We start from the raw sequence: 18,533 nt of genomic DNA, 5'->3' as shown, positions 1-18,533 counted from the left end.
TCCAGGCCCGGGTGACGGTCGCCACTGCGGGTAGCCCCGTCGGCAGGACGCGCCTTCGGCCGAAGCTGGTTAGCCTCGGAAGGCCGCACCGCGAGCACCTGTCGAGGAGGCGTCACCCCGTTGAGCACCAGTGGCTCGGATTTCATCGTCGTCGCCAACCGGCTTCCGGTCGACCTGGAACGCATGGAGGACGGCACCCAGCGCTGGAAACACAGCCCCGGCGGCCTGGTCACCGCGCTCGAACCGTTCCTGCGGTCGCGCAGCGGCGCCTGGGTCGGCTGGCCCGGCATCGCCGACGCCGAGGTGGAGGCGTTCGAGGAGGAGGGCCTGCGGCTGCACCCGGTCGGCCTGTCGGCCGCCGAGGTCCGCGACTACTACGAAGGCTTCTCCAACGGCACGTTGTGGCCGCTCTACCACGACGTGGTGGCCCCGCCGGTGTTCGACCGGTCCTGGTGGGAGAGCTACGTCAAGGTCAACCGGCGGTTCGCCGACGCCTGCGCGTCCATCGCGGCCAAGGGCGCGACCGTGTGGGTGCAGGACTACCAGCTCCAACTGGTGCCGCAGCTGCTCCGTGAACAGCGTCCCGACCTGCGGATCGGCTTCTTCCTGCACATCCCGTTCCCGCCGGTCGAGCTGTTCATGCAGCTGCCGTGGCGGACCGAGATCATCCGCGGCCTGCTCGGCGCCGACCTGGTCGGCTTCCATCGGCCGGGCGGCGCGCAGAACTTCCTGTGGCTGGCCCGCCGGCTGGTCGGGCTGGAGCCCAGCCGCGGCGCGGTCGGCGTGCGTACCCGTCCGGGTGTCGTTCAGGTGGGTGACCGCACGGTCCGGGTCGGCGCCTTCCCGATCTCCATCGACGCCGCCGGCCTGGACGCGATCGCCCGCAGCCGGGAGACCCAGGCCCGGGCCAAGCAGATCCGCGAGGAGCTGGGCAACCCCAAACGGATCATGCTCGGGGTCGACCGGCTCGACTACACCAAGGGCATCGACGTGCGGCTGCACGCCCTGCACGAGCTGCTGGCCGAGGAGCGCATCACTGCGGAGGACACGGTGATGGTGCAGCTGGCCACGCCGAGCCGGGAACGCGTCGAGCACTACAAACAGATGCGCGGCGAGATCGAACAGGTGGTTGGCCGAATCAATGGCGAGTTCGCCCGGGTCGGTCACCCTGCCGTGCACTATTTGCACCAATCGGTGGACCGGCGGGAACTGTGCGCGTTCATGAGCGCGGCGGACGTGATGGTCGTGACGCCTGTCCGAGATGGTATGAATTTGGTCTGCAAGGAGTACGTGGCCTGCCGATACGACCTCGGCGGGGCACTGGTCCTCAGCGAGTTCGCCGGCGCGGCGTCGGAGCTCACCAGCGCGTTCCTCGTCAACCCGCACGACCTGGACGGTGTGAAGAACTCGTTGTACGCCGCCCTCACCGTGGATCCGGCCGAGGGTCGCCGTAGGATGCGCGCTCTGCGCCGTCAGGTCCTGACCCATGACGTCGACCGCTGGGCGCGGTCGTTCCTCGAGGCTCTCGGATCCGCGTCGCCGAACTGACCCAATTCACGACCGGTGTGGCCCACACTTGAATACCCCGAATCCCCCGAAAGCCTGAGGAGGAGGCGCGTTGACCGCCGAGGCCCTCCCCGCGGAGCTCCGTCGCGCCATCGTGCAGCTCGCACGAACGCCGCGGCTGCTCGTCGCGTGTGACTACGACGGAACGCTCGCCCCGATCGTTTCCGACCCCGAGCAAGCCCGACCGTCCACCGAGTCGGTCGGTGCGCTGCGTTCGCTGGCCGGACTCCACGAGACCACCGCGGCGGTGATCAGTGGTCGCGCGTTGCGCGACCTTGCGACACTGTCGCGCCTGCCCGGTGAAGTGCACCTGGTCGGCAGCCACGGCTCCGAGTTCGACGTGGGCTTCGTGCACGCGCTGGACGCCGAGGCCAAGGCGCTGCACCGCCGCATCGAGCAGACCCTGGAGGAACTGGTCGCGGACGCCGAGGGCGTGCACCTCGAGTCCAAGCCGGCCAGCATCGCGGTGCACGTGCGCCGCGCCGCCGCCGACATCGGCGAGCGGGTGCTGGCCGAGGTCCGCTCCGGCCCGGCGACCTGGGACGGCGTGCAGGTCACCGAAGGCAAAGCGGTGATCGAGCTGGCCGTGGTGCAGACCGACAAGGGCCACGCCCTGGACGTGCTGCGCCACCAGGTCGGCGCGACCGCCGCCGTGTTCATCGGCGACGACGTCACCGACGAGAAGGCGTTCGCCCGGCTCACCGGCCCCGACCTGGGCATCCACGTCGGCGACGGCGAGACCCTGGCCGGCTACAAGATCACCGACACGGTCGCCGTGGCCACCGTGCTGGCCTTCCTGCTGGAAGAGCGCCGGACCTGGCTCTACGGCGAGCAGGCGCCGCCGATCGAGCGGCTGTCGATGCTGGCCAACGAGCGTTCGGTGGCCCTGGTGACGCCGGACGCCAAGATCACCTGGCTGTGCCACCCGGAGCCGGACTCGGCCGCGGTGTTCGCCGACCTGCTCGGCGGTCCCGGCGCGGGCGTGTTCTCGATCAAGCCGGAGCGCAACGGCCTGCCGCTGGGTCAGCGCTACCTGCCGAACACGATGACCGTGGAGACGCGCTGGTCGCGGCTGCTGGTCACGGACTACCTGGACCACTACAGCGCGCCGCACCGCACCGACCTGACCCGGGTCATCTCCGGCGCGACCACCGCGAAGATCGAGTTCGCGCCGCGACCCGAGTTCGGGCAGGTGCCGGTGGCCCTGGTCGCCGAGGAGGACGGCCTGCGCGTGGTCGGCACCAGCGACCCGATCGTGCTGCGCTCCCCCGGCGTGACCTGGGAGATCAGCTCGGACGGCCAGCACGAGACGGCGACCGCCATCGTCTCGCCCGGCCCCGACGCCCCGGTCGTGCTGGAGCTGCGCTGCGGCACCGACGACCTGTCGCCCAACCCGGTCAGCGAGTCGGAGCGGCGGGCCCGCAGCGGCCGGTACTGGTCGGAGTGGGTGGAGACGCTCACCGTGCCGCCGGTGGAGAAGGAGCTCGTGGTCCGCTCGGCGCTCACGCTGCGCGGGCTCGTGCACTCCGAGACCGGCTCGATCATGGCCGCGGCCACCACGTCGCTGCCCGAGGAGATCGGCGGCGTCCGCAACTGGGACTACCGCTACTGCTGGCTGCGTGACGCGGCGCTGACCGCGCAGGCCCTGGTGTCGCTGGGTTCCACCAGCGAGGCCGAGGCCTACCTCGGCTGGGTGCACCGCGTGCTGGACACGCTGCCCGGTCCGGAGCGGCTGCACCCGCTGTACACGCTGCACGGCACCACGCTCGGTCCCGAGGCCGTCATCGACACGCTGCCCGGCTATGCCGGCTCGCGGCCGGTGCGCGTCGGCAACCTGGCCAACCAGCAGGTGCAGCTGGACGTGTTCGGCCCGGTGGTCGACCTCGTCGCCCAGCTGACCGAGGCGCGGGGCAAGCTCACCGACGACGACTGGCGCATGGTGCAGGCCATGGCCGAGGCCGTGTCGCGCCGGTGGCACGAGCCCGACCACGGCATCTGGGAAGAGCGGCACGCACCGCGGCACAACGTCTACTCGAAGGTCATGTGCTGGATGACCATCGACCGGGCGATCCGGCTGGCCGAGGGCTACGGGCGTGAGCTCGACCCGTCCTGGCCGGCGCTGCGTGAGGCCATCGCCACCGACGTGCTGAAGAACGGCTGGAACGAGGAGGTCGGCTCCTTCACCACCGCCTACGACGGCACCGACCTCGACGCCGCTTCGCTGCACGTCGGCCTGACCGGCCTGATCGACCCGACCGACGAGCGCTTCCAGTCCACGGTCACCGCGATCGAGGCCGAGCTGCGCTCCGGGTCGACCGTCTACCGCTACCACCGCGACGACGGCCTGCCGGGCGACGAGGGCGGTTTCCATCTCTGCGCGGCGTGGATGATCGAGGCGTACCTCATGTCCGGCCGGCGCACCGAGGCCGAGGAGCTGTTCGCGCAGCTCGTCGACTGCGCCGGTCCGACCGGGCTGCTGCCCGAGGAGTACGACCCCATCGCGGAGCGCTCGCTGGGCAACCATCCCCAGGCTTATTCACACCTCGGCCTGATCCGCTGTGCCCAGCTACTGGCCAAGCACTCGTAACACGCAGTGATGCTTGGAAGGGGTCCTTCCTGACGTTGAACGTCAGGAAGGACCCCTTCACCGCATTTCGGAGCGGGTCTTTCGCGGCCGAAACTACGTTCCGTGATCGACTCCGCGGTGGCCGCCGCGGCCGGTTTCTGGAGTTGTCCACAGGGTTGTGCACAGAGGTTGTGCACAACTGTGGATCACTGTGCACAACTCAGATGTCGAGCTTGATCGGGCCGCCGAAGGGCTTGAGCATGGCCATCGCCATGGTCGGGACGTCGGCCACCCGGCCGTGCTGGTCGGCGTGCGTCTTGATCAGGTTGACGGCGTGCCGCTCGTGCTCCGACCAGGCCGCCCAGCGCTCACGGGCCTGCGCGTCGAGGGCGGCGAAGTCCGGCGAGTCCACCGCCGTCACGTCGAGCAGCCAGCTCAGGTACTCGCGCAGGTCGGCGATGGCCGTGGAGTCGGCGCCCTGCATCGGGCCGTGGCCGGGCACGAGGTGCCGGTGCTCCAGTGTGGGCAGCCAATCGAGGGCCTGGATCCAGCCCGCGGCGGTGCCGGCCATCACGAGCGGCACGACGCCGACGAACACGAGGTCGCCCGTGAACAGCACGCCGTCAGAGGGCACGTGCACCACGAGATCGCCCTCGGTGTGCGCGACCCACGGCACCGGCAGCAGGTCGACGGTGACCCCGCCGAGGTCGTAGGTCGTCGGCTCGGACACCACGAAGTCGATCTTCGGCGGCGTCACGTCGCCCCAGCCGTCGAACGCGAAGACCTGCTCGAACAGGTGCGGTCCGGCCGCGATCATCGCGGCCGAGTGCCCCGTGGTGACGGTCGTGCCGCCGGCGTCGTGGATCTGGTTGGCCCCATGGGCATGGTCGCCGTGCCAGTGAGTGATCGCGGCCATCAGCTGAGCGCCGTCGTGCCCGCTCTCCGCACGGACAGCCGCCAGCAACGCGGCCGTGCGGGCCTCGGTGGCCAGCGTGTCGACCACGAGCGTGGACTCGCTGCCGGTCACCCAGCCGGCGTTGTTCAGGAACCAGCCACCGGTCGGCTGCTCGTAGGCGTGCGTGGCCGAGCCGAGTGCGTGCACCAACGGGGAATGCGACATGGGCTCAGTCTCCCAGCCGTTTCCGCTGGCAGCCGCCGATGGCGACACTCAGCCGGGAAAGACGACCCCGCCGCTCACTTCTTCGCCACGTCGTAGAGCACCTGCAGGGCCGCCGCCAGGTCGGTGACGACCAGGGCCCGGATCTCCGGGGGCAGGGGGCCGGAGTCCGGCGGGACCAGCGCCCGGGTGAAGCCCAGCCGAGCCGCCTCGGCCAGGCGCCGCCCGACGCCGGTGACCCGCCGGATCTCTCCGGCCAGGCCGACCTCGCCCACCGCGACCACGTCCGCCGGCAGCGCCGCGTCGACCGTGGCCGAGGCGACCGCCAACGCGATGGCGAGGTCGGCCGCGGGCTCGGTGATGCGCATGCCGCCGACCGCGGCGGAGAACACGTCCTGGTCGGTCAGCCGCACCCGGCCGCGTCGTTCCAGCACCGCGAGGATCATCGCCAGCCGGGCCGAGTCCAGGTCGCTCACCGCGCGGCGCGGGGCCGGCAGGCCCGTCTTCGACACCAGGGCCTGCACCTCCGCCAGCAGCGGGCGCTTGCCCTCCATCACCACCGTCACCGCCGTGCCGGCCACGCCCACGTCCTTGCGGTTCATGAACAGGCCCGACGGGTCCGGCACCCCCACGATGCCGTCGTCACGCAGCTCGAAGCAGCCCACCTCGTCGGCCGGGCCGTACCGGTTCTTCACCCCTCGGACCAGCCGCAATGTGCTGTGCCGGTCGCCCTCGAACTGAAGCACCACGTCCACCAGGTGCTCAAGGACGCGCGGGCCCGCGATCGAGCCGTCCTTGGTCACGTGGCCCACCAGGACGACCGGCAGCGCGTTCTCCTTGGCCAGCGCGATCACCGCCGAGGCCACCGCCCGGACCTGGGTCACGCCGCCGACCACACCAGTGTCCTCGGTCGACTGGACCGTCTGTACCGAGTCCACGATCATCAGGCCCGGCTTCACCTCGTCGACGTGGCCCAGCACCGCCGACAGGTCGCTCTCCGCCGCCAGGAAGATCTCCGGGTGCAGGTTGCCCGTGCGTTCCGCGCGCAGCCGAACCTGGCCGGCCGACTCCTCGCCCGTGACGTAGAGGACCGGGCCGCTGTCGCCCTTCTCCGCCCAGCGGTGGGCCACCTCCAGCAGCAGGGTCGACTTGCCCACGCCGGGTTCGCCCGCCAGCAGCACCACCGCCCCCGGCACGATGCCGCCACCCAGCACGCGGTCCAGCTCATCCACGCCGGTCGGCCGCGCCTTGCTCTCCTCGACGTCGACCTCGGAGATGCGTCTGGCCGGCGAAGTCGGCGCCCCCGCCGCGATCCGCGCCAGTCCCGCCCTCGCCGGCGCGCGCTCCTCCACCGTGCCCCAGGCCTGGCACTCCGGGCAGCGTCCCACCCACTTGGCGACCTCGAAGCCGCACTCCGCGCACCGATAACTGGCCTTCGCCGGCTTCGCGTTCTTGACCACGCGCCAACGCTAGCGGCGAGGTCTGACAGTTCCATGAGCAAGGCCCCGGCAGCGGGGCTGCCGGGGCCTTGTCGTCATGTGGACGCGAGGCCGCGCCGGTGCCTGGAGCGGTTGGCGGATTTCGCCCGCCGCCACTCGACGCGCCCACCCATCCGAGTGGATGCGGCGGGCTAAATCCGGCAAGCGAAGGCACCGGTCACGAGCGGCCTCGCCGCGCCGCCGGAGGCGGCGCCATGTCACAGCTCACTTGTCGTCGCGCGGGTGCGGGCTGGCCGCGATCGGGACGTTCAGGGTGAGGTCGCCGGAGTTGGCGAAGGTGAAGGTGACCCGCACGGTCTGACCGGGCACGAGCTTGTCGGCGGTGAGGCCGACGAGCTGGATCCGGATGCTGCCGATGGGCAGCGCGGGCGCGCTGGTGGTGGTCGCGGTGGCCGACGTCGAGGTCGACGTGCCGGTGGTGGACGTGCCCGTGGTCGACGTGCCGGTCGTGGAGGTGCCGGTGGTCGAGGTGCCCGTGGTGGACGTGCCGGTCGTCGACGTGGCGGTCGTGGTGGTGGTGGTGGTCACCGGCGCGACGGCGGTCTCGGTGGCCGAGATGGCGTGGAAGCCCGGGATAGTGGCGTCGCCGACGATCTGGGCGCCGGAGCCGAAATCGGGGCTGCTGACGCTGACCAGCTTGTCGTCGGCCTGGCCGGAGTTGGCGATGGTGACCAGCAGGGACGCGTTCTCGCCCTTGCTGAAGTAGGTCTTGCCGGCGGGGAACGCCAGCCGGACGTCACGCACCGCGATCTGCTTGACCGTGCCCATCGACCCGTTGACGGCCGGCACCTGGGTGTCGGTCTGGGTGATCTGGCCCGCACTGCATCCCGACACCACGATGGCGGCGCCGATCCCCAGCACTACGGGAAGCAGGCGCAGTCGCGTGATCAGGTTCTGCTCAGCGCTGCTCACTGTGGCGGGATCCTTCCTTGGCGCACCTGAAACTCCGACACGTGGCCCGAAGCCTAACCACAGCCCGGAACGGCCCGCGCACACGGTGCCCGTTCGTGTTGTCCACAGTGGATCGACCACGGGGTGGCAGCACGCCTAATCGGGGTTTGTCAACCCCCGTGCGGCCGCTGACCTGCGGTAACGGATCTTCGGCCCGAGGCGCGCGAGTTGCCGGACGTGTTAAGCTGGGGTCAGCGAAAGGGGCAGAGGACACATGGTTTTCAAGGTCGGAGAGACCGTCGTCTACCCGCACCACGGTGCCGCTCTCATCGAAGCGATCGAGACCCGTCTTATCAAGGGCGAGGAGAAGAAGTACCTCGTCCTCAAGGTCGCCCAGGGCGACCTGACGGTCCGCGTGCCCGCAGACAACGCCGAGATCGTGGGTGTGCGGGACGTCGTGGGCCAGGACGGGCTCAACCGGGTCTTCGAGGTCCTGCGTGCTCCCCACACCGAGGAGCCGACCAACTGGTCCCGGCGGTACAAGGCCAACCTGGAGAAGCTCGCGTCCGGCGACGTGAACAAGGTGGCCGAAGTGGTGCGTGATCTGTGGCGACGCGAGAAGGACCGCGGGCTGTCCGCCGGCGAGAAGCGCATGTTGGCCAAGGCACGGCAGATACTGGTCAGTGAGCTCGCACTGGCTGAAGGAACTGACGAAGACAAGGCCGAGGTCCTGCTGGACGAGGTCCTCGCTACCGCATCCTGAATTCGTTGAACACTCCGGTGGCCGCGGACGCGCGCGTGGTGGCGCTCGTGCCCGCGGCCGGCCGGGGAGTACGTCTCGGCGCCCCCATCCCGAAGGCGCTGGTCCCCGTGTGCGGGGCTCCCCTTCTGGTACACGCCGTGCGCGGCCTGCTGGCCGCCGGCTGTGTCGACCAGGTGATCGTCGCTGCGCCACCGGACATGGTGGACGTGGTCCTGGACGCGCTCAGTGAGTTCGGTCCCACCGTCCGTGTCGTGCCCGGCGGTGAAGAGCGCTCCGATTCGGTCCGGCTCGCCCTCGACGAGGCCGTTGCCATTCATCCCGACACTCGCGTCGTCCTCGTGCACGACGCGGCCCGCTGTTTCACGCCCCCGGAGGTCGTCCGAGCGGTCGTCGACGCCGTGAAGGCCGGTGCGCCGGCGGTGATTCCCGTGCTGCCGGTCACGGACACGGTCAAACAGGTCGACGTCGACGGACATGTGGTCGCCACCCCGGATCGGTCGCGACTGCGAATTGTGCAGACCCCGCAGGGCTTCGACGTCGATTTGCTCCGAAGAGCCCATGATCAGCAGGATGCCCCGGTGACCGACGACGCCGGTCTGGTCGAGCGGCTGGGCGAGCCCGTCGCCACGGTCGCCGGCCACCCGCACGCGCTGAAGATCACCACACCGTTCGACCTGGTGGTTGCCGAGGCGCTGTTCTCAGGAGCCCAGCTGTGAGTTTCCTCCCCCGCGTCGGCATCGGCACCGACGTGCACCCCATCGAGGCCGGCCGCGACTGCTGGCTGGCCGGGCTGCACTGGCCGGACGTCGACGGCTGTGAGGGCCACTCCGACGGCGACGTCGCCGCGCACGCGCTGTGTGACGCGCTGCTGTCCGCAGCCGGCTTGGGCGACCTCGGCGCGGTGTTCGGCACCGGTGATCCGAAGTGGGCCGGGGCCAGCGGCGTGACACTGCTCACCGAGGTCCGCCGACGCCTGGACGAGGCCGGCTTCACCGTGGGCAACGCCGCGGTGCAGGTGATCGGCAACCGTCCCAAGATCGGCAAGCGTCGGGACGAGGCGCAGCAGGTGCTCTCGGACGTGGTCGGCGGTCCGGTCTCGGTGTCCGGCACGACGACCGACGGCCTCGGGCTCACCGGACGCGGCGAGGGCATCGCCGCGGTGGCTACCGCGTTGGTCGTTGCGACCGCGGGCTGACACCGCCGCGAAACACACCGTCACTGTCCACTGTGGACGACGATGGCCGCGTCACTTTCGCTTGGGTCAAGGTGGTCCGGACAACTACGTTGGTGTCGTGGCTGACATCCAAGGTGTCCTGTTCGACTTCTCCGGCACGCTGTGCCGCCTCGAGTTCGGCTCCGGTGTGCTGGACGGCCTGATGGACGACGCGGGCGCGCCGCTGGAGATCACCGACCAGGTCGAGCTGATGCGCCGGCTCACCGCGCCGGTCGGCGTCTCCGAGGGCCTGCCGCCGGAGCTGCACGAGGCGTGGCACCGCCGCGACCTCGACACCGATGTGCACCACACCGTCTACACCGCCGCGCTGCGGGCCGCCGGCCTGCCCTCCGGCGCCGCGGAGATCGTCTACCGGCGGATGCTGGACGCCGAGAACTGGGTGCCGTACCCGGACGTGCTGCCGGCGCTGCGGGCCGTGCGCAACGCCGGACTGCGCAGCGCCGTGGTCAGCAACATCGGCTGGGACATCCGTCCGGTGCTGTCCAAGCACGGCATCGCCGAGCTGGTCGACGAGATCGTGATGTCCTATGTGGAGGGTCACGTCAAGCCGGAGCCGGAGATCTTCGCCGGCGCCTGCGCGCGGCTGGGCCTCGAGCCGGCCCGGACGCTGATGGTCGGCGACAGCGAGGAGGCCGACGGCGGCGCGGCGGCGCTGGGCTGCTCGGTGGCCATCGTCGACCCGCTGCCCACGGCCGAGCGGCCGGACGCGCTGCTCGCGGCGCTGTCCGCTTACGGCATCTGACCGGGGCTCTTCGTTCCTTCTCGGCTTTGACCTGGGCGAATGTAATGGGCGCGCGGTCGTGCGTACCATTTGCGTGTGAGCCTTCACCTCTACGACACCGCGACCCGCAGTCTGCGGGCGTTCCAGCCTGCGCGCAGTGGAACCGTGTCGATCTACGAGTGTGGGGCCACCGTGCAGGGCGCGCCGCATCTGGGACACATCCGGGGCGCGGTCAACTTCGACGTGCTGCGGCGCTGGCTCGAACACGACGGCACTGATGTGCTGCACGTGCGCAACGTCACCGACATCGACGACAAGGTGCTGACCAAGAGCGCCGAGGCCGGTCGCCCCTGGTGGGAGTGGGCGGCCACGCACGAGCGCGAGTTCCTGGATGCCTACGACGTGCTGGGCTGCCTGCCGGCGTCCATCTCGCCGCGGGCCACCGGGCACATCACGCAGATGATCGAGCTGATGCAGCGGCTGATCGACCGCGGGCACGCCTACGCCGCCGACGGTGACGTGTACTTCTCGGTCGCCTCGTTCCCGGAGTACGGCGCGTTGTCGGGGCAGAAGATGGACGAGGTCGCCCAAGGCGAGTCGGCCGCCACCGGCAAGCGCGACCACCGCGACTTCACGTTGTGGAAGAGCGCCAAGCCGGGCGAGCCGTCCTGGCCGACGCCGTGGGGCCCGGGACGGCCCGGCTGGCACCTGGAGTGCTCGGCCATGTCCACGTACTACCTGGGCCCGGAGTTCGACATCCACGGCGGCGGGCTCGACCTGGTGTTCCCGCACCACGAGAACGAGCAGGCCCAGTCCCGTGCGGCCGGCGACCCGTTCTCCCGGTACTGGATGCACTGGTCGTGGGTGACCATGAGCGGCGAGAAGATGTCCAAGTCGCTCGGCAACGTCATGTCCATCCCGGCCATGCTGACCAAGGCCAGGGCGGTCGAGCTGCGGTACTACCTGGTCGGCCCGCACTACCGGTCGACCATCGAGTACTCGGACCCGGCGCTGGACGAGGCCGTGTCGGCGTACGGGCGGATCGAGAACTTCGTGCAGCGCGTGGTGCAGCAGACCGGCAACGTTGAGCCGGGCGTGCTGTGCGCCGATTTCACCACCGCGATGGACGACGACCTGGCCACCCCGGCCGCGCTGGCGGCGGTGCACAGCACCGTGCGCGAGGGCAACGTGGCGCTGGACGCCGGTGACCAGGAGGCGGCCCGCGGCGCGGCCGGCTCCGTGCGCGCGATGATGGGCGTGCTGGGCATGGATCCGTTGTCCGAGCAGTGGTCCCGATCGTCCACAGCGGACAATTCGATGCAGCAGGCGCTCGACGTGCTCGTCGGCCACCTGCTGGAAGAACGGCAGCGGGCCCGGGCGGAGCGCGACTTCGCGACCGCGGACCTGTTGCGCGACCGGCTGTCCAAGGCCGGCGTCACCGTCGAGGACACCCCCGGCGGTCCTAAGTGGAGCTTGTGAGGATTTGACTGATGGCCGGTAACTCCCAGCGGCGCGGCGCCATGCGCAAGACTGGCACGAAGAAGGGCGCCGTCGTCGGCTCGGGTGGCCAGCGTTCCAAGGGCCTCGAGGGCAAGGGCCCGACGCCCAAGGCGTCCGAGCGCACCGGGCATCCGGCGCAGCGCAAGGCCAACGCCGCTGCCGCGCGCAAGGAAGACCAGCAGAAGCGGGCCAAGCGCGCTGGCAGCTCGGCCGAGACGGTCGCCGGCCGCAACCCGGTCGTCGAGTGTCTGCGGGCCGGCGTGCCGGCCACCGCGCTGTACGTGGCCATCGGCATCGACGCCGACGAGCGCGTGTCCGAGTCGATCAAGCTGGCCGGCAACCGGGGCATCTCCGTGCTGGAGGTGGCCCGCGGCGAGCTGGACCGGATCACCGCCGGCGCCATGCACCAGGGCCTCGGCCTCCAGGTGCCGCCGTACGAGTACCGGCACCCCGACGAGCTGCTCAAGCAGGCCCAGGACAGCGGCGAGCCGCCGCTGCTGGTCGCGTTGGACGGCGTCACCGACCCGCGCAACCTCGGTGCCGTCGTGCGCTCCGCCGCCGCGTTCGGCGCGCAGGGCGTGCTGCTGCCGCAGCGGCGCAGCGCCGGCATGACCGCCGTGGCTTGGCGGACCAGCGCCGGCACCGCCGCCCGGATGCCGATCGCCGTGGCCACCAACCTCACGCGGACGCTGAAGGACTGGGCGTCCGAGGGGCTCATGATCATCGGCCTCGACGCCGACGCGACGATCTCCTCCGACGAACTCGAGCTGGCCACCGGTCCGCTCGTTGTCGTCGTCGGCTCGGAGGGGCGCGGGCTCTCCCGGCTGGTGAAGGAGACGTGCGACCAGACGGTGTCCATCCCGATGGCCGCTGGTGTCGAGTCGCTCAACGCGTCCGTGGCGGCCGGCGTCGTGCTGGCCGAGGTGGCCCGGCGTCGGCGGGCGGCCGGCCGGATCTGACGTTCGGCCGATCGGCCGCTCGGTCTTGGGTTAGGGTCGACCGCCAGCGTCCCTCACCCGAGGCCGAGGATGAACTTCGTCAGCCCGCTTTTCCTGTGGTACTTCGTGCCGGTCGTGCTGCTGGCCGTGCTCGTGACGCCACGCGGTTGGCGCAACGGTGTGGTCGCCGTGGCCAGCCTTTTCTTCTACGCCGCCGGCGCCGGGCCGACCACGTTGCTGTTGCTGTGCAGCATGACCGTGAACTACCTGGCCGGCATGGTGTTGGAGCCGGCGCGGAGCAAGCTGGGTGAGAACGACCGCAAGGTCGTGCTGGCCGGTGTGATCGCGATCAACCTGGCCGCGCTGGTCGTGTGGAAGTACGCCGGGTTCCTCACCGAGCAGGCCGACAACCTGGCTCGGCTGTTCGGCGGCGGCGTGCAGGTGGCGCAGGTCGCGCTGCCCATCGGCATCTCCTTCTACACGTTCCACCACATCTCGTACCTGGTCGACATCCACCGCGGCGAGCGGGCCGCGTCGCGCAATCCGGTGGCGTTCATCGCCTACATCGCGATGTTCCCGCAGTTGGTCGCCGGGCCGATCGTGCGGTACCGGGAGATCGCCGATCAGTTGCCGCAGCAACGTTTTCACCGGCTCGACGACTTCGCCGCCGGCTTCCCGCGGTTCGCCCTGGGCCTGACCAAGAAGGTCATCGTCGCCGACCAGCTCGGTCCGGTCGTCGCCACGTGTTTCGACACCTCGCCGCACGACATGACCTTCGCCATCGCCTGGCTCGGTGCGATCGCGTACACCCTCCAGCTGTACTTCGACTTCTCCGGCTATTCCGACATGGCCATCGGTCTCGGACGAATGCTCGGTTTCCGCCTGCCCGAGAACTTCGCCCGCCCCTATTCTTCGGTCACCGTCACCGAGTTCTGGCGACGGTGGCACATGTCCTTGTCCCGTTGGTTCCGTGACTACGTCTACATTCCGTTGGGCGGCAACCGCCATGGCGTGGCCAAGACGTACCGGAATCTCGGGATCGTCTTCGTGCTCACCGGTTTCTGGCACGGCGCCAACTGGACTTTCCTGATCTGGGGCCTCTATCACGGTGCTCTGCTCGTCATCGAGCGTGGCCTCGAAACCGGCAAGGCTCCCGACATCCGTTGGCAGCGCCTACTTCGCCGCGCCAGCACCCTCATCCTGGTCGTCTTCGGTTGGGTCCTCTTCCGGGCCCCCGACCTCGGTCAGGCCATGGTCATGATGGGCCACATGCTCATCCCCGACTTCGCCGGCCTCGGCGACGTCGTCGGCCCCACCCTCAACCACCAGCGCACCTTGGTCCTGCTCCTCGCGCTGCTCATCATCCTCATGCCCGCCCGCCCCGCCACCGGCCGCTTCCTCGAGTCCGCCCGCACCCGCCCCGCCGTAGCCCTGCGCGCCGCCGTGATGATCCTCGGTCTCCCCTACGCCGCCATCCTCCTGGCCTCCGGCACCTTCAGCCCTTTCCTCTACTACCAGTTCTGACTTGCGAGGATGGGGCCGTGACCGACCTGCCAGATCATCTGGAGCGTTTTCTCGGGCCGATCGAGGCCGGGGTTCGGGGCGACGACTCGACTCCGAACGGGGTGCAAGTCGTCCACTTCGGCGACGGCGCGCCCTTTGCCGGGGTGACGACGTCGGCAACGCTTGGCCTGTCGAACCACCACCTGGGGCAGGGCGGCCTCCATCAGGAGCTGCTGATGCACGTTCCGACGACGCGCCAGCCGGGCAATCTCGCCGGCGTGTTGTTCCAGGTCGCGGCGGAGCTGCTGGGACGAGGGCGAGGGCTGGGACGCGGCGAAGTGCTTGGCCCGCGCGGAGTCCTGTTCCCGGACACCGGGATGACCGCGTTGGTCGCCGCCGCGCCGGTCTATCTGCCGGATGACTTCGCCGTGTGCGACACGCCCGCGGCCCCGGTCGTGCTGACGTGGCTGATCCCCCTCACCGACGCGGAGGCCCGGTTCGCCACCGAGCACGGCTGGCCGGCGTTGGAAGACCTGTTCGTGCAGCAGAACCCTGATCTGACCGACCTGGCCCGCGCGAGCGTGGTTCTGTAGGTCGTCGCCACTTCTGGCGTCAGGCATCAGGCGGGGCGGGCATCGGCGGCAGAGGCCCGATGTCGAAGGCCCCTGTCACCGCGCGCCGGGCGATCCGCCACCGGCCGTCGTGCCACCGATACTCGTCCGTGTAGGAGCCGCCGCCCGTGATCCAGCTGCAGTCCGGCAGCTGTACGTGGACGATCACATCGCAGCGGCCGGTCGCCACACCCGAGCCGATGTCGACGATGTGGTTCACGGTGCCGTGCTGCATCACCGGGAAGGTCTCCCACTGCCGCTGCACCGCGGAACAGATGGCGTCGATGCTGGTGAAGATGTAGTCGGGCTCGGCGCTGGTCTCCCACACCGCCTCCGGCGTCCACACCTCACGCCAGAGCGCGAGGTCACGGTGATCGGCCGCGACGCAGTACTGCTGGGCCAGCCGATGCAGCGCCAGCTCGGCCTCGATCCGCTCCAGCCGAGTGATCAGATCCTGGTACATCGCCCCAGTGTGGCCAGTCCGTCGGCCGGCGGGACGCTGTTCGGTCAGTCCAGGAACTCGGTGAGGGCGGCGATCCAGGCGTCGGGCTGGTCGATGTGGGCGGCGTGGGCGGCGTCGTCGAGGATCACGGCGCGAGCGGCGGGGTTGAGGGCGGCGGCTTCGGTGGCGAGGAAGGCGGGGAAGGTCATGTCCTGGCGGCCGTGCAGCAAGAGGATGGGGAGCCCGAGGTCGGCGAGGCGCGCGGCGGCGTCGGGAACGCGGACGGGTGGGAGGGTGCCGGCGGTCCACGGATACCACCAGTCGCCGGAGAAGCGGACGGCGGCGACGCGGGCTAGGTAGTCGGCACGGGCTTCGTCCCGCCAGACCTCGACGGGTGCCGCGGCGACGGCGTCGGCACGGTTGGCCTCGGCGCCTTCGAGTCCGTGCGGGACGACGTCCCGAGGCGGCCCCGGCGGCACGGGGAGCACGCTGGAAGAGGCGACGACCAAGCGGCGGAAGCGGTGTGGGGCGGTGAGGACGAGGCGCTGGGCGATCAAGCCGCCGGTGGAGAAGCCGAGGACATCGGTCCGCACGATGCCGAGGGCGTCGAGCAGAGCGAGCAGGTCGGCGACGACGGCGTCCCAGGTGTAGCGGTGAGGCGGCAGGTCACGGGTGGAGCGGCCGCAGCCGCGAAGGTCGGGCAGCACGACGTTGGCCAAGCGGTACAAGGGATCGCGTAGATAGGTGTGGTCCCAGTCGGGACCACCGTGCACGACGAGCAGGGGCGTGCCGGCGGCGGACGCGGTCCGCGCGACGAAAAGGGTGACGTCGGGGCCGACCGGCACATGGCTCTCGGTGAACATCATCGGCGGCTGCGGTGGGCGCGAGGGTCACCGGCGCGGAGCAGGATGTCGCCGAGGGTGAAGTTGGCCAGCAACGCCGTTCGGATCTTCTCCAGCGAGACCCGGATCCGTTCGAGCTCCTCGCGAGGCTTGCGGATGGCGAGGTAGTGCTCGATCACGGCCGGCGTGTCCTGGTCCCACGGCCGGTCCAGGGGCAAGGCGCTCGCCGCCAGTTCGGCCGCGAGCTGGTGTCGCAGGTTCACGCGCTGCGCGATTGACCGCTCGACGCCCGGTGTCAGGACGCCGCCGTCGATGAACAGGCCGGTGGACCGCAGCGGTAACTGTTGCTGCTCGATCACGCCGGTCAAAGCCTGGAGGACGTTGGCCTTCTGGTCGGTCAGGAGCAGCAGCTCGCGGTACGAGTCGCCGCCGAGCACGTGGAACTCGAACTGGAAGTCACGCAGCCGTCCGGCGACGCCGCCGAGGTTGCGCGACTGCTCCTGGACCATGGACAGCAGGCCGGTCTGGAAGTTGCGGCGGCCGTCCCGCCGCACGAGATAGCTCTCCAGGGCGAGCACGATGCGTTCGCCCTGGATGAGGGCCTCGTTGCACTGCACGTAGAGCAGGAAGAGCTCGGCGCCGAGCTTGGCGGCCTCGTCACGCTCCCGGCGCTTGGCCAGGGCCGGCAACGCCTTGGCGATCAGGTCGACCAGCGGTTGCAGGAATTCCAGCACCGGCCAACGGTAGTCACTCGCCGGTGTCGACGGGAAGCAGTCCGCGGGCGGCGAAGACCTCCTTGGCGACGGCGGTGGCGTTGAGGGCACGGGGAAAACCGCAGTAGCCGGCGGCCTGGAGCATGGCCTCGACGATCTCGGCCGGGGTGAGCCCGACGTTGAGCGAGGTGTTGACGTGCACCCGCAGCTGGGCCTCGCAGCCACCAAGCGCGGTGAGCATGCCGATGGTGACAAGCTGCCGATCCCGCGGCACGAGCTGCGGCCGGCGGTAGATCTCGCCGAAGCCCCAGGCGATGGTCTGGTGCGCCAGCTCGGGCGACACGTCGGCGAGCGAGTCGATGACGGCCTGGCCCTGTCCCCCGCTGACCTCGTTGAACACTGCCATCCCCCGGTCGTACCGGGCCTGTCGATCTTCATGCTCGGTCATAGGCCCACCATACGGCGTCACCCATTAGGATCATGCGGTGATGGCGTTCGACGGTCACGTCTGGATCCACGACGGCCAGCTCTACCTCAGCGGAAACCCCCACGGCAGCCCGGACTGGGACCGCTGCTTCACCGCGAACCCGGTCGGCATCGTCGGGGTCTACGGCGGCGAGGCGATCCTGCTCACCGGCCTGCACACCGGCCACGTCGGCATCCGGGTCGACGTGGCGGCGGCCGACCCGGGCGCGCAGCTGGAGCGCTACGAGGACGTGGTGGAGATCGACTTCGTGCCGACCGAGGACGAACTGCACCTCGTCGAGTGGGCGGGCGAGGACAGCCACCCGCTGGGCGCGCTGCCCAAGGGCCCGGGCAATCACCGATTGCGTTACCACGCAAGGGGAATGGACGCGGGCCACGACCTGGACACGGCCGACGAGCACGAGGACGAGATCGTCGACGAATACCTGGTGCAGGTATGGCCGGCTCGCCCGTCGATGCCGGCAACGCTCAAGCTGACCAGCGCCTACGCCCGGGCCTGCCAGAACGCCTGACCCTTGCACCCCAAGGGCGATGGCGACCACTGACCACAGTGGACTCGACAAGTATCAGTGGGCGTAACGGATTTTGATGTCGCCGGCGCTCACACTGCCCTCGACGTGCAGCACGGGCAGATGGGGCAGACCCGGCTCGTTGACCTTGTTGACGAGCCGGCCGCTGCCGACCGACACCGACTCGACCACCACGGTCCAGCCGCGCGGCACCAGCACCTTGATATGGCCCCAGCCGCACTCGGCGTGCAGCCACACATCCCGGTGCCGGCAGACGGCGGCGCTGAAGTCGATCTTCACGTTGCCCATCGAGCAGCGGGCGTTGATCCGGCTCGGCACGACCCACTCGCCGACCTGGTTCACGTTGCCCATGCCGGCGTTGAGCTCGAGCGGCCGCTCGGCGTCGACCGGGGCCGGCGAGGTCAGGGCCACGACGCCGTTCTGCACGGCGGTCGGCAGGTCGGCCAGCACCGCGGTCAGGTCGTCGCGGATCTTGGCCGACGCGGCGATCGCGCTGCGCTCGCCGTACTCGTCGATCGTGATCATCCCCTGGTCCAGCGCGTCCTGCAGCAGCACGCCGGCCCGCTCCCGCTCGACGTTGGACACTCTCAGGCTGCCCGGGTCAGTCATGG

At 70.2% G+C, this 18,533-nt stretch carries 19 protein-coding genes; 11 read left to right on the top strand and 8 right to left on the bottom strand.

Going from position 1 to position 18,533, the window contains the following annotated elements:
* Positions 1 to 120 precede the first annotated feature (120 nt).
* Positions 121 to 1,548 (top strand): alpha,alpha-trehalose-phosphate synthase (UDP-forming), encoded by a 1,428-nt coding sequence (locus M3Q35_RS36170; RefSeq protein ID WP_273937040.1) that lies wholly within the window; start codon positions 121 to 123, stop codon positions 1,546 to 1,548.
* Between the two features lie 70 nt (positions 1,549 to 1,618).
* Complete coding sequence (gene otsB / locus M3Q35_RS36165; RefSeq protein WP_273937039.1) at positions 1,619 to 4,153, top strand: trehalose-phosphatase; 2,535 nt, start codon at positions 1,619 to 1,621, stop codon at positions 4,151 to 4,153.
* Positions 4,154 to 4,352: 199 nt separating this feature from the next.
* Here the strand turns inward: otsB and M3Q35_RS36160 are convergent, their stop codons facing one another.
* The 3 genes from M3Q35_RS36160 to M3Q35_RS36150 form a co-directional block, all read right to left on the bottom strand.
* The gene (locus tag M3Q35_RS36160; protein ID WP_273937038.1) at positions 4,353 to 5,252 is read right to left on the bottom strand and encodes an MBL fold metallo-hydrolase; all 900 of its coding nucleotides are present in this window, start codon (positions 5,250 to 5,252) and stop codon (positions 4,353 to 4,355) included.
* Positions 5,253 to 5,326: 74 nt separating this feature from the next.
* Positions 5,327 to 6,709, bottom strand: coding sequence for a DNA repair protein RadA (radA, locus tag M3Q35_RS36155; RefSeq protein WP_273937037.1), 1,383 nt, complete (start codon positions 6,707 to 6,709; stop codon positions 5,327 to 5,329).
* A gap of 243 nt (positions 6,710 to 6,952) precedes the next feature.
* Positions 6,953 to 7,660, bottom strand: coding sequence for a hypothetical protein (locus M3Q35_RS36150; protein ID WP_273937036.1), 708 nt, complete (start codon positions 7,658 to 7,660; stop codon positions 6,953 to 6,955).
* Positions 7,661 to 7,913: 253 nt separating this feature from the next.
* On the opposite strand from M3Q35_RS36150, the gene M3Q35_RS36145 reads away from it, so the two are divergent.
* The 8 genes from M3Q35_RS36145 (at position 7,914) to M3Q35_RS36110 (ending at position 14,891) form a co-directional block, all read left to right on the top strand.
* Entirely contained in the window at positions 7,914 to 8,402 is a 489-nt protein-coding gene (locus M3Q35_RS36145; protein ID WP_043719844.1) for a CarD family transcriptional regulator, read from the top strand.
* A 5-nt stretch (positions 8,403 to 8,407) separates the two neighbouring features.
* On the top strand, positions 8,408 to 9,118 hold the full coding sequence (gene ispD / locus M3Q35_RS36140) for a 2-C-methyl-D-erythritol 4-phosphate cytidylyltransferase (RefSeq protein ID WP_273937035.1): 711 nt from the start codon (positions 8,408 to 8,410) through the stop codon (positions 9,116 to 9,118).
* Positions 9,115 to 9,597, top strand: a complete 483-nt coding sequence (gene ispF, locus M3Q35_RS36135; protein ID WP_273937034.1) for a 2-C-methyl-D-erythritol 2,4-cyclodiphosphate synthase — start codon at positions 9,115 to 9,117, stop codon at positions 9,595 to 9,597. Before ispD ends, ispF begins: the two co-directional genes overlap by 4 nt.
* 97 nt (positions 9,598 to 9,694) lie before the next feature.
* On the top strand, positions 9,695 to 10,378 hold the full coding sequence (locus tag M3Q35_RS36130; protein WP_273937033.1) for an HAD family hydrolase: 684 nt from the start codon (positions 9,695 to 9,697) through the stop codon (positions 10,376 to 10,378).
* A gap of 75 nt (positions 10,379 to 10,453) precedes the next feature.
* Positions 10,454 to 11,836 carry a cysteine--tRNA ligase gene (cysS, locus tag M3Q35_RS36125; protein ID WP_273937032.1) on the top strand — a complete coding sequence of 461 codons (1,383 nt, stop codon included), beginning with the start codon at positions 10,454 to 10,456 and terminating at the stop codon, positions 11,834 to 11,836.
* Positions 11,837 to 11,847: 11 nt separating this feature from the next.
* Positions 11,848 to 12,816 (top strand): 23S rRNA (guanosine(2251)-2'-O)-methyltransferase RlmB, encoded by a 969-nt coding sequence (gene rlmB, locus M3Q35_RS36120; protein WP_273937031.1) that lies wholly within the window; start codon positions 11,848 to 11,850, stop codon positions 12,814 to 12,816.
* A gap of 69 nt (positions 12,817 to 12,885) precedes the next feature.
* Entirely contained in the window at positions 12,886 to 14,319 is a 1,434-nt protein-coding gene (locus M3Q35_RS36115) for an MBOAT family O-acyltransferase (RefSeq protein WP_273937030.1), read from the top strand.
* 17 nt (positions 14,320 to 14,336) lie between these two features.
* Positions 14,337 to 14,891: a suppressor of fused domain protein gene (locus M3Q35_RS36110; protein WP_273937029.1), complete on the top strand. Its 555-nt coding sequence runs from the start codon at positions 14,337 to 14,339 to the stop codon at positions 14,889 to 14,891.
* Positions 14,892 to 14,910: 19 nt separating this feature from the next.
* On the opposite strand, the gene M3Q35_RS36105 is transcribed toward M3Q35_RS36110, so the two are convergent.
* The 4 genes from M3Q35_RS36105 to M3Q35_RS36090 are packed head-to-tail and all read right to left on the bottom strand — an operon-like array spanning position 14,911 to position 17,354.
* The gene (locus M3Q35_RS36105) at positions 14,911 to 15,372 is read right to left on the bottom strand and encodes a nuclear transport factor 2 family protein (protein WP_273937028.1); all 462 of its coding nucleotides are present in this window, start codon (positions 15,370 to 15,372) and stop codon (positions 14,911 to 14,913) included.
* Positions 15,373 to 15,416: 44 nt separating this feature from the next.
* Positions 15,417 to 16,217 carry an alpha/beta fold hydrolase gene (locus M3Q35_RS36100; protein ID WP_273937027.1) on the bottom strand — a complete coding sequence of 267 codons (801 nt, stop codon included), beginning with the start codon at positions 16,215 to 16,217 and terminating at the stop codon, positions 15,417 to 15,419.
* A complete protein-coding gene (locus M3Q35_RS36095; RefSeq protein ID WP_273937026.1) occupies positions 16,214 to 16,927 on the bottom strand; it encodes a hypothetical protein in 714 nt (237 codons plus the stop codon). Before M3Q35_RS36095 ends, M3Q35_RS36100 begins: the two co-directional genes overlap by 4 nt.
* Positions 16,928 to 16,940: 13 nt before the next feature.
* Positions 16,941 to 17,354 carry a carboxymuconolactone decarboxylase family protein gene (locus M3Q35_RS36090; RefSeq protein WP_273937025.1) on the bottom strand — a complete coding sequence of 138 codons (414 nt, stop codon included), beginning with the start codon at positions 17,352 to 17,354 and terminating at the stop codon, positions 16,941 to 16,943.
* A 37-nt stretch (positions 17,355 to 17,391) separates the two neighbouring features.
* Here M3Q35_RS36090 and M3Q35_RS36085 point away from each other — a divergent pair, with 37 nt between their 5' ends.
* Positions 17,392 to 17,904, top strand: a complete 513-nt coding sequence (locus M3Q35_RS36085) for a hypothetical protein (RefSeq protein WP_273937024.1) — start codon at positions 17,392 to 17,394, stop codon at positions 17,902 to 17,904.
* A 54-nt stretch (positions 17,905 to 17,958) separates the two neighbouring features.
* On the opposite strand, the gene M3Q35_RS36080 is transcribed toward M3Q35_RS36085, so the two are convergent.
* Positions 17,959 to 18,531 carry a DUF1707 SHOCT-like domain-containing protein gene (locus M3Q35_RS36080; protein ID WP_273937023.1) on the bottom strand — a complete coding sequence of 191 codons (573 nt, stop codon included), beginning with the start codon at positions 18,529 to 18,531 and terminating at the stop codon, positions 17,959 to 17,961.
* Between the last annotated feature and the right edge of the window lie 2 nt (positions 18,532 to 18,533).

It is taken from the genome of Kutzneria chonburiensis, assembly GCF_028622115.1.
In the GTDB taxonomy this organism is placed as follows: Bacteria; Actinomycetota; Actinomycetes; order Mycobacteriales; family Pseudonocardiaceae; genus Kutzneria; species Kutzneria chonburiensis.
This window is presented reverse-complemented; position numbering and strand designations above follow the sequence as displayed.

Coding starts and splice junctions, on each gene's coding strand:
- M3Q35_RS36160 (WP_273937038.1), bottom strand. CDS start 5,252: ATGTCGCATTCCCCGTTGGTGCACGCACTCGGCTCGGCCACGCACGCC.
- rlmB (WP_273937031.1), top strand. CDS start 11,848: ATGGCCGGTAACTCCCAGCGGCGCGGCGCCATGCGCAAGACTGGCACG.
- M3Q35_RS36080 (WP_273937023.1), bottom strand. CDS start 18,531: ATGACTGACCCGGGCAGCCTGAGAGTGTCCAACGTCGAGCGGGAGCGG.
- M3Q35_RS36090 (WP_273937025.1), bottom strand. CDS start 17,354: ATGACCGAGCATGAAGATCGACAGGCCCGGTACGACCGGGGGATGGCA.
- M3Q35_RS36145 (WP_043719844.1), top strand. CDS start 7,914: ATGGTTTTCAAGGTCGGAGAGACCGTCGTCTACCCGCACCACGGTGCC.
- M3Q35_RS36100 (WP_273937027.1), bottom strand. CDS start 16,217: ATGATGTTCACCGAGAGCCATGTGCCGGTCGGCCCCGACGTCACCCTT.
- M3Q35_RS36115 (WP_273937030.1), top strand. CDS start 12,886: ATGAACTTCGTCAGCCCGCTTTTCCTGTGGTACTTCGTGCCGGTCGTG.
- M3Q35_RS36105 (WP_273937028.1), bottom strand. CDS start 15,372: ATGTACCAGGATCTGATCACTCGGCTGGAGCGGATCGAGGCCGAGCTG.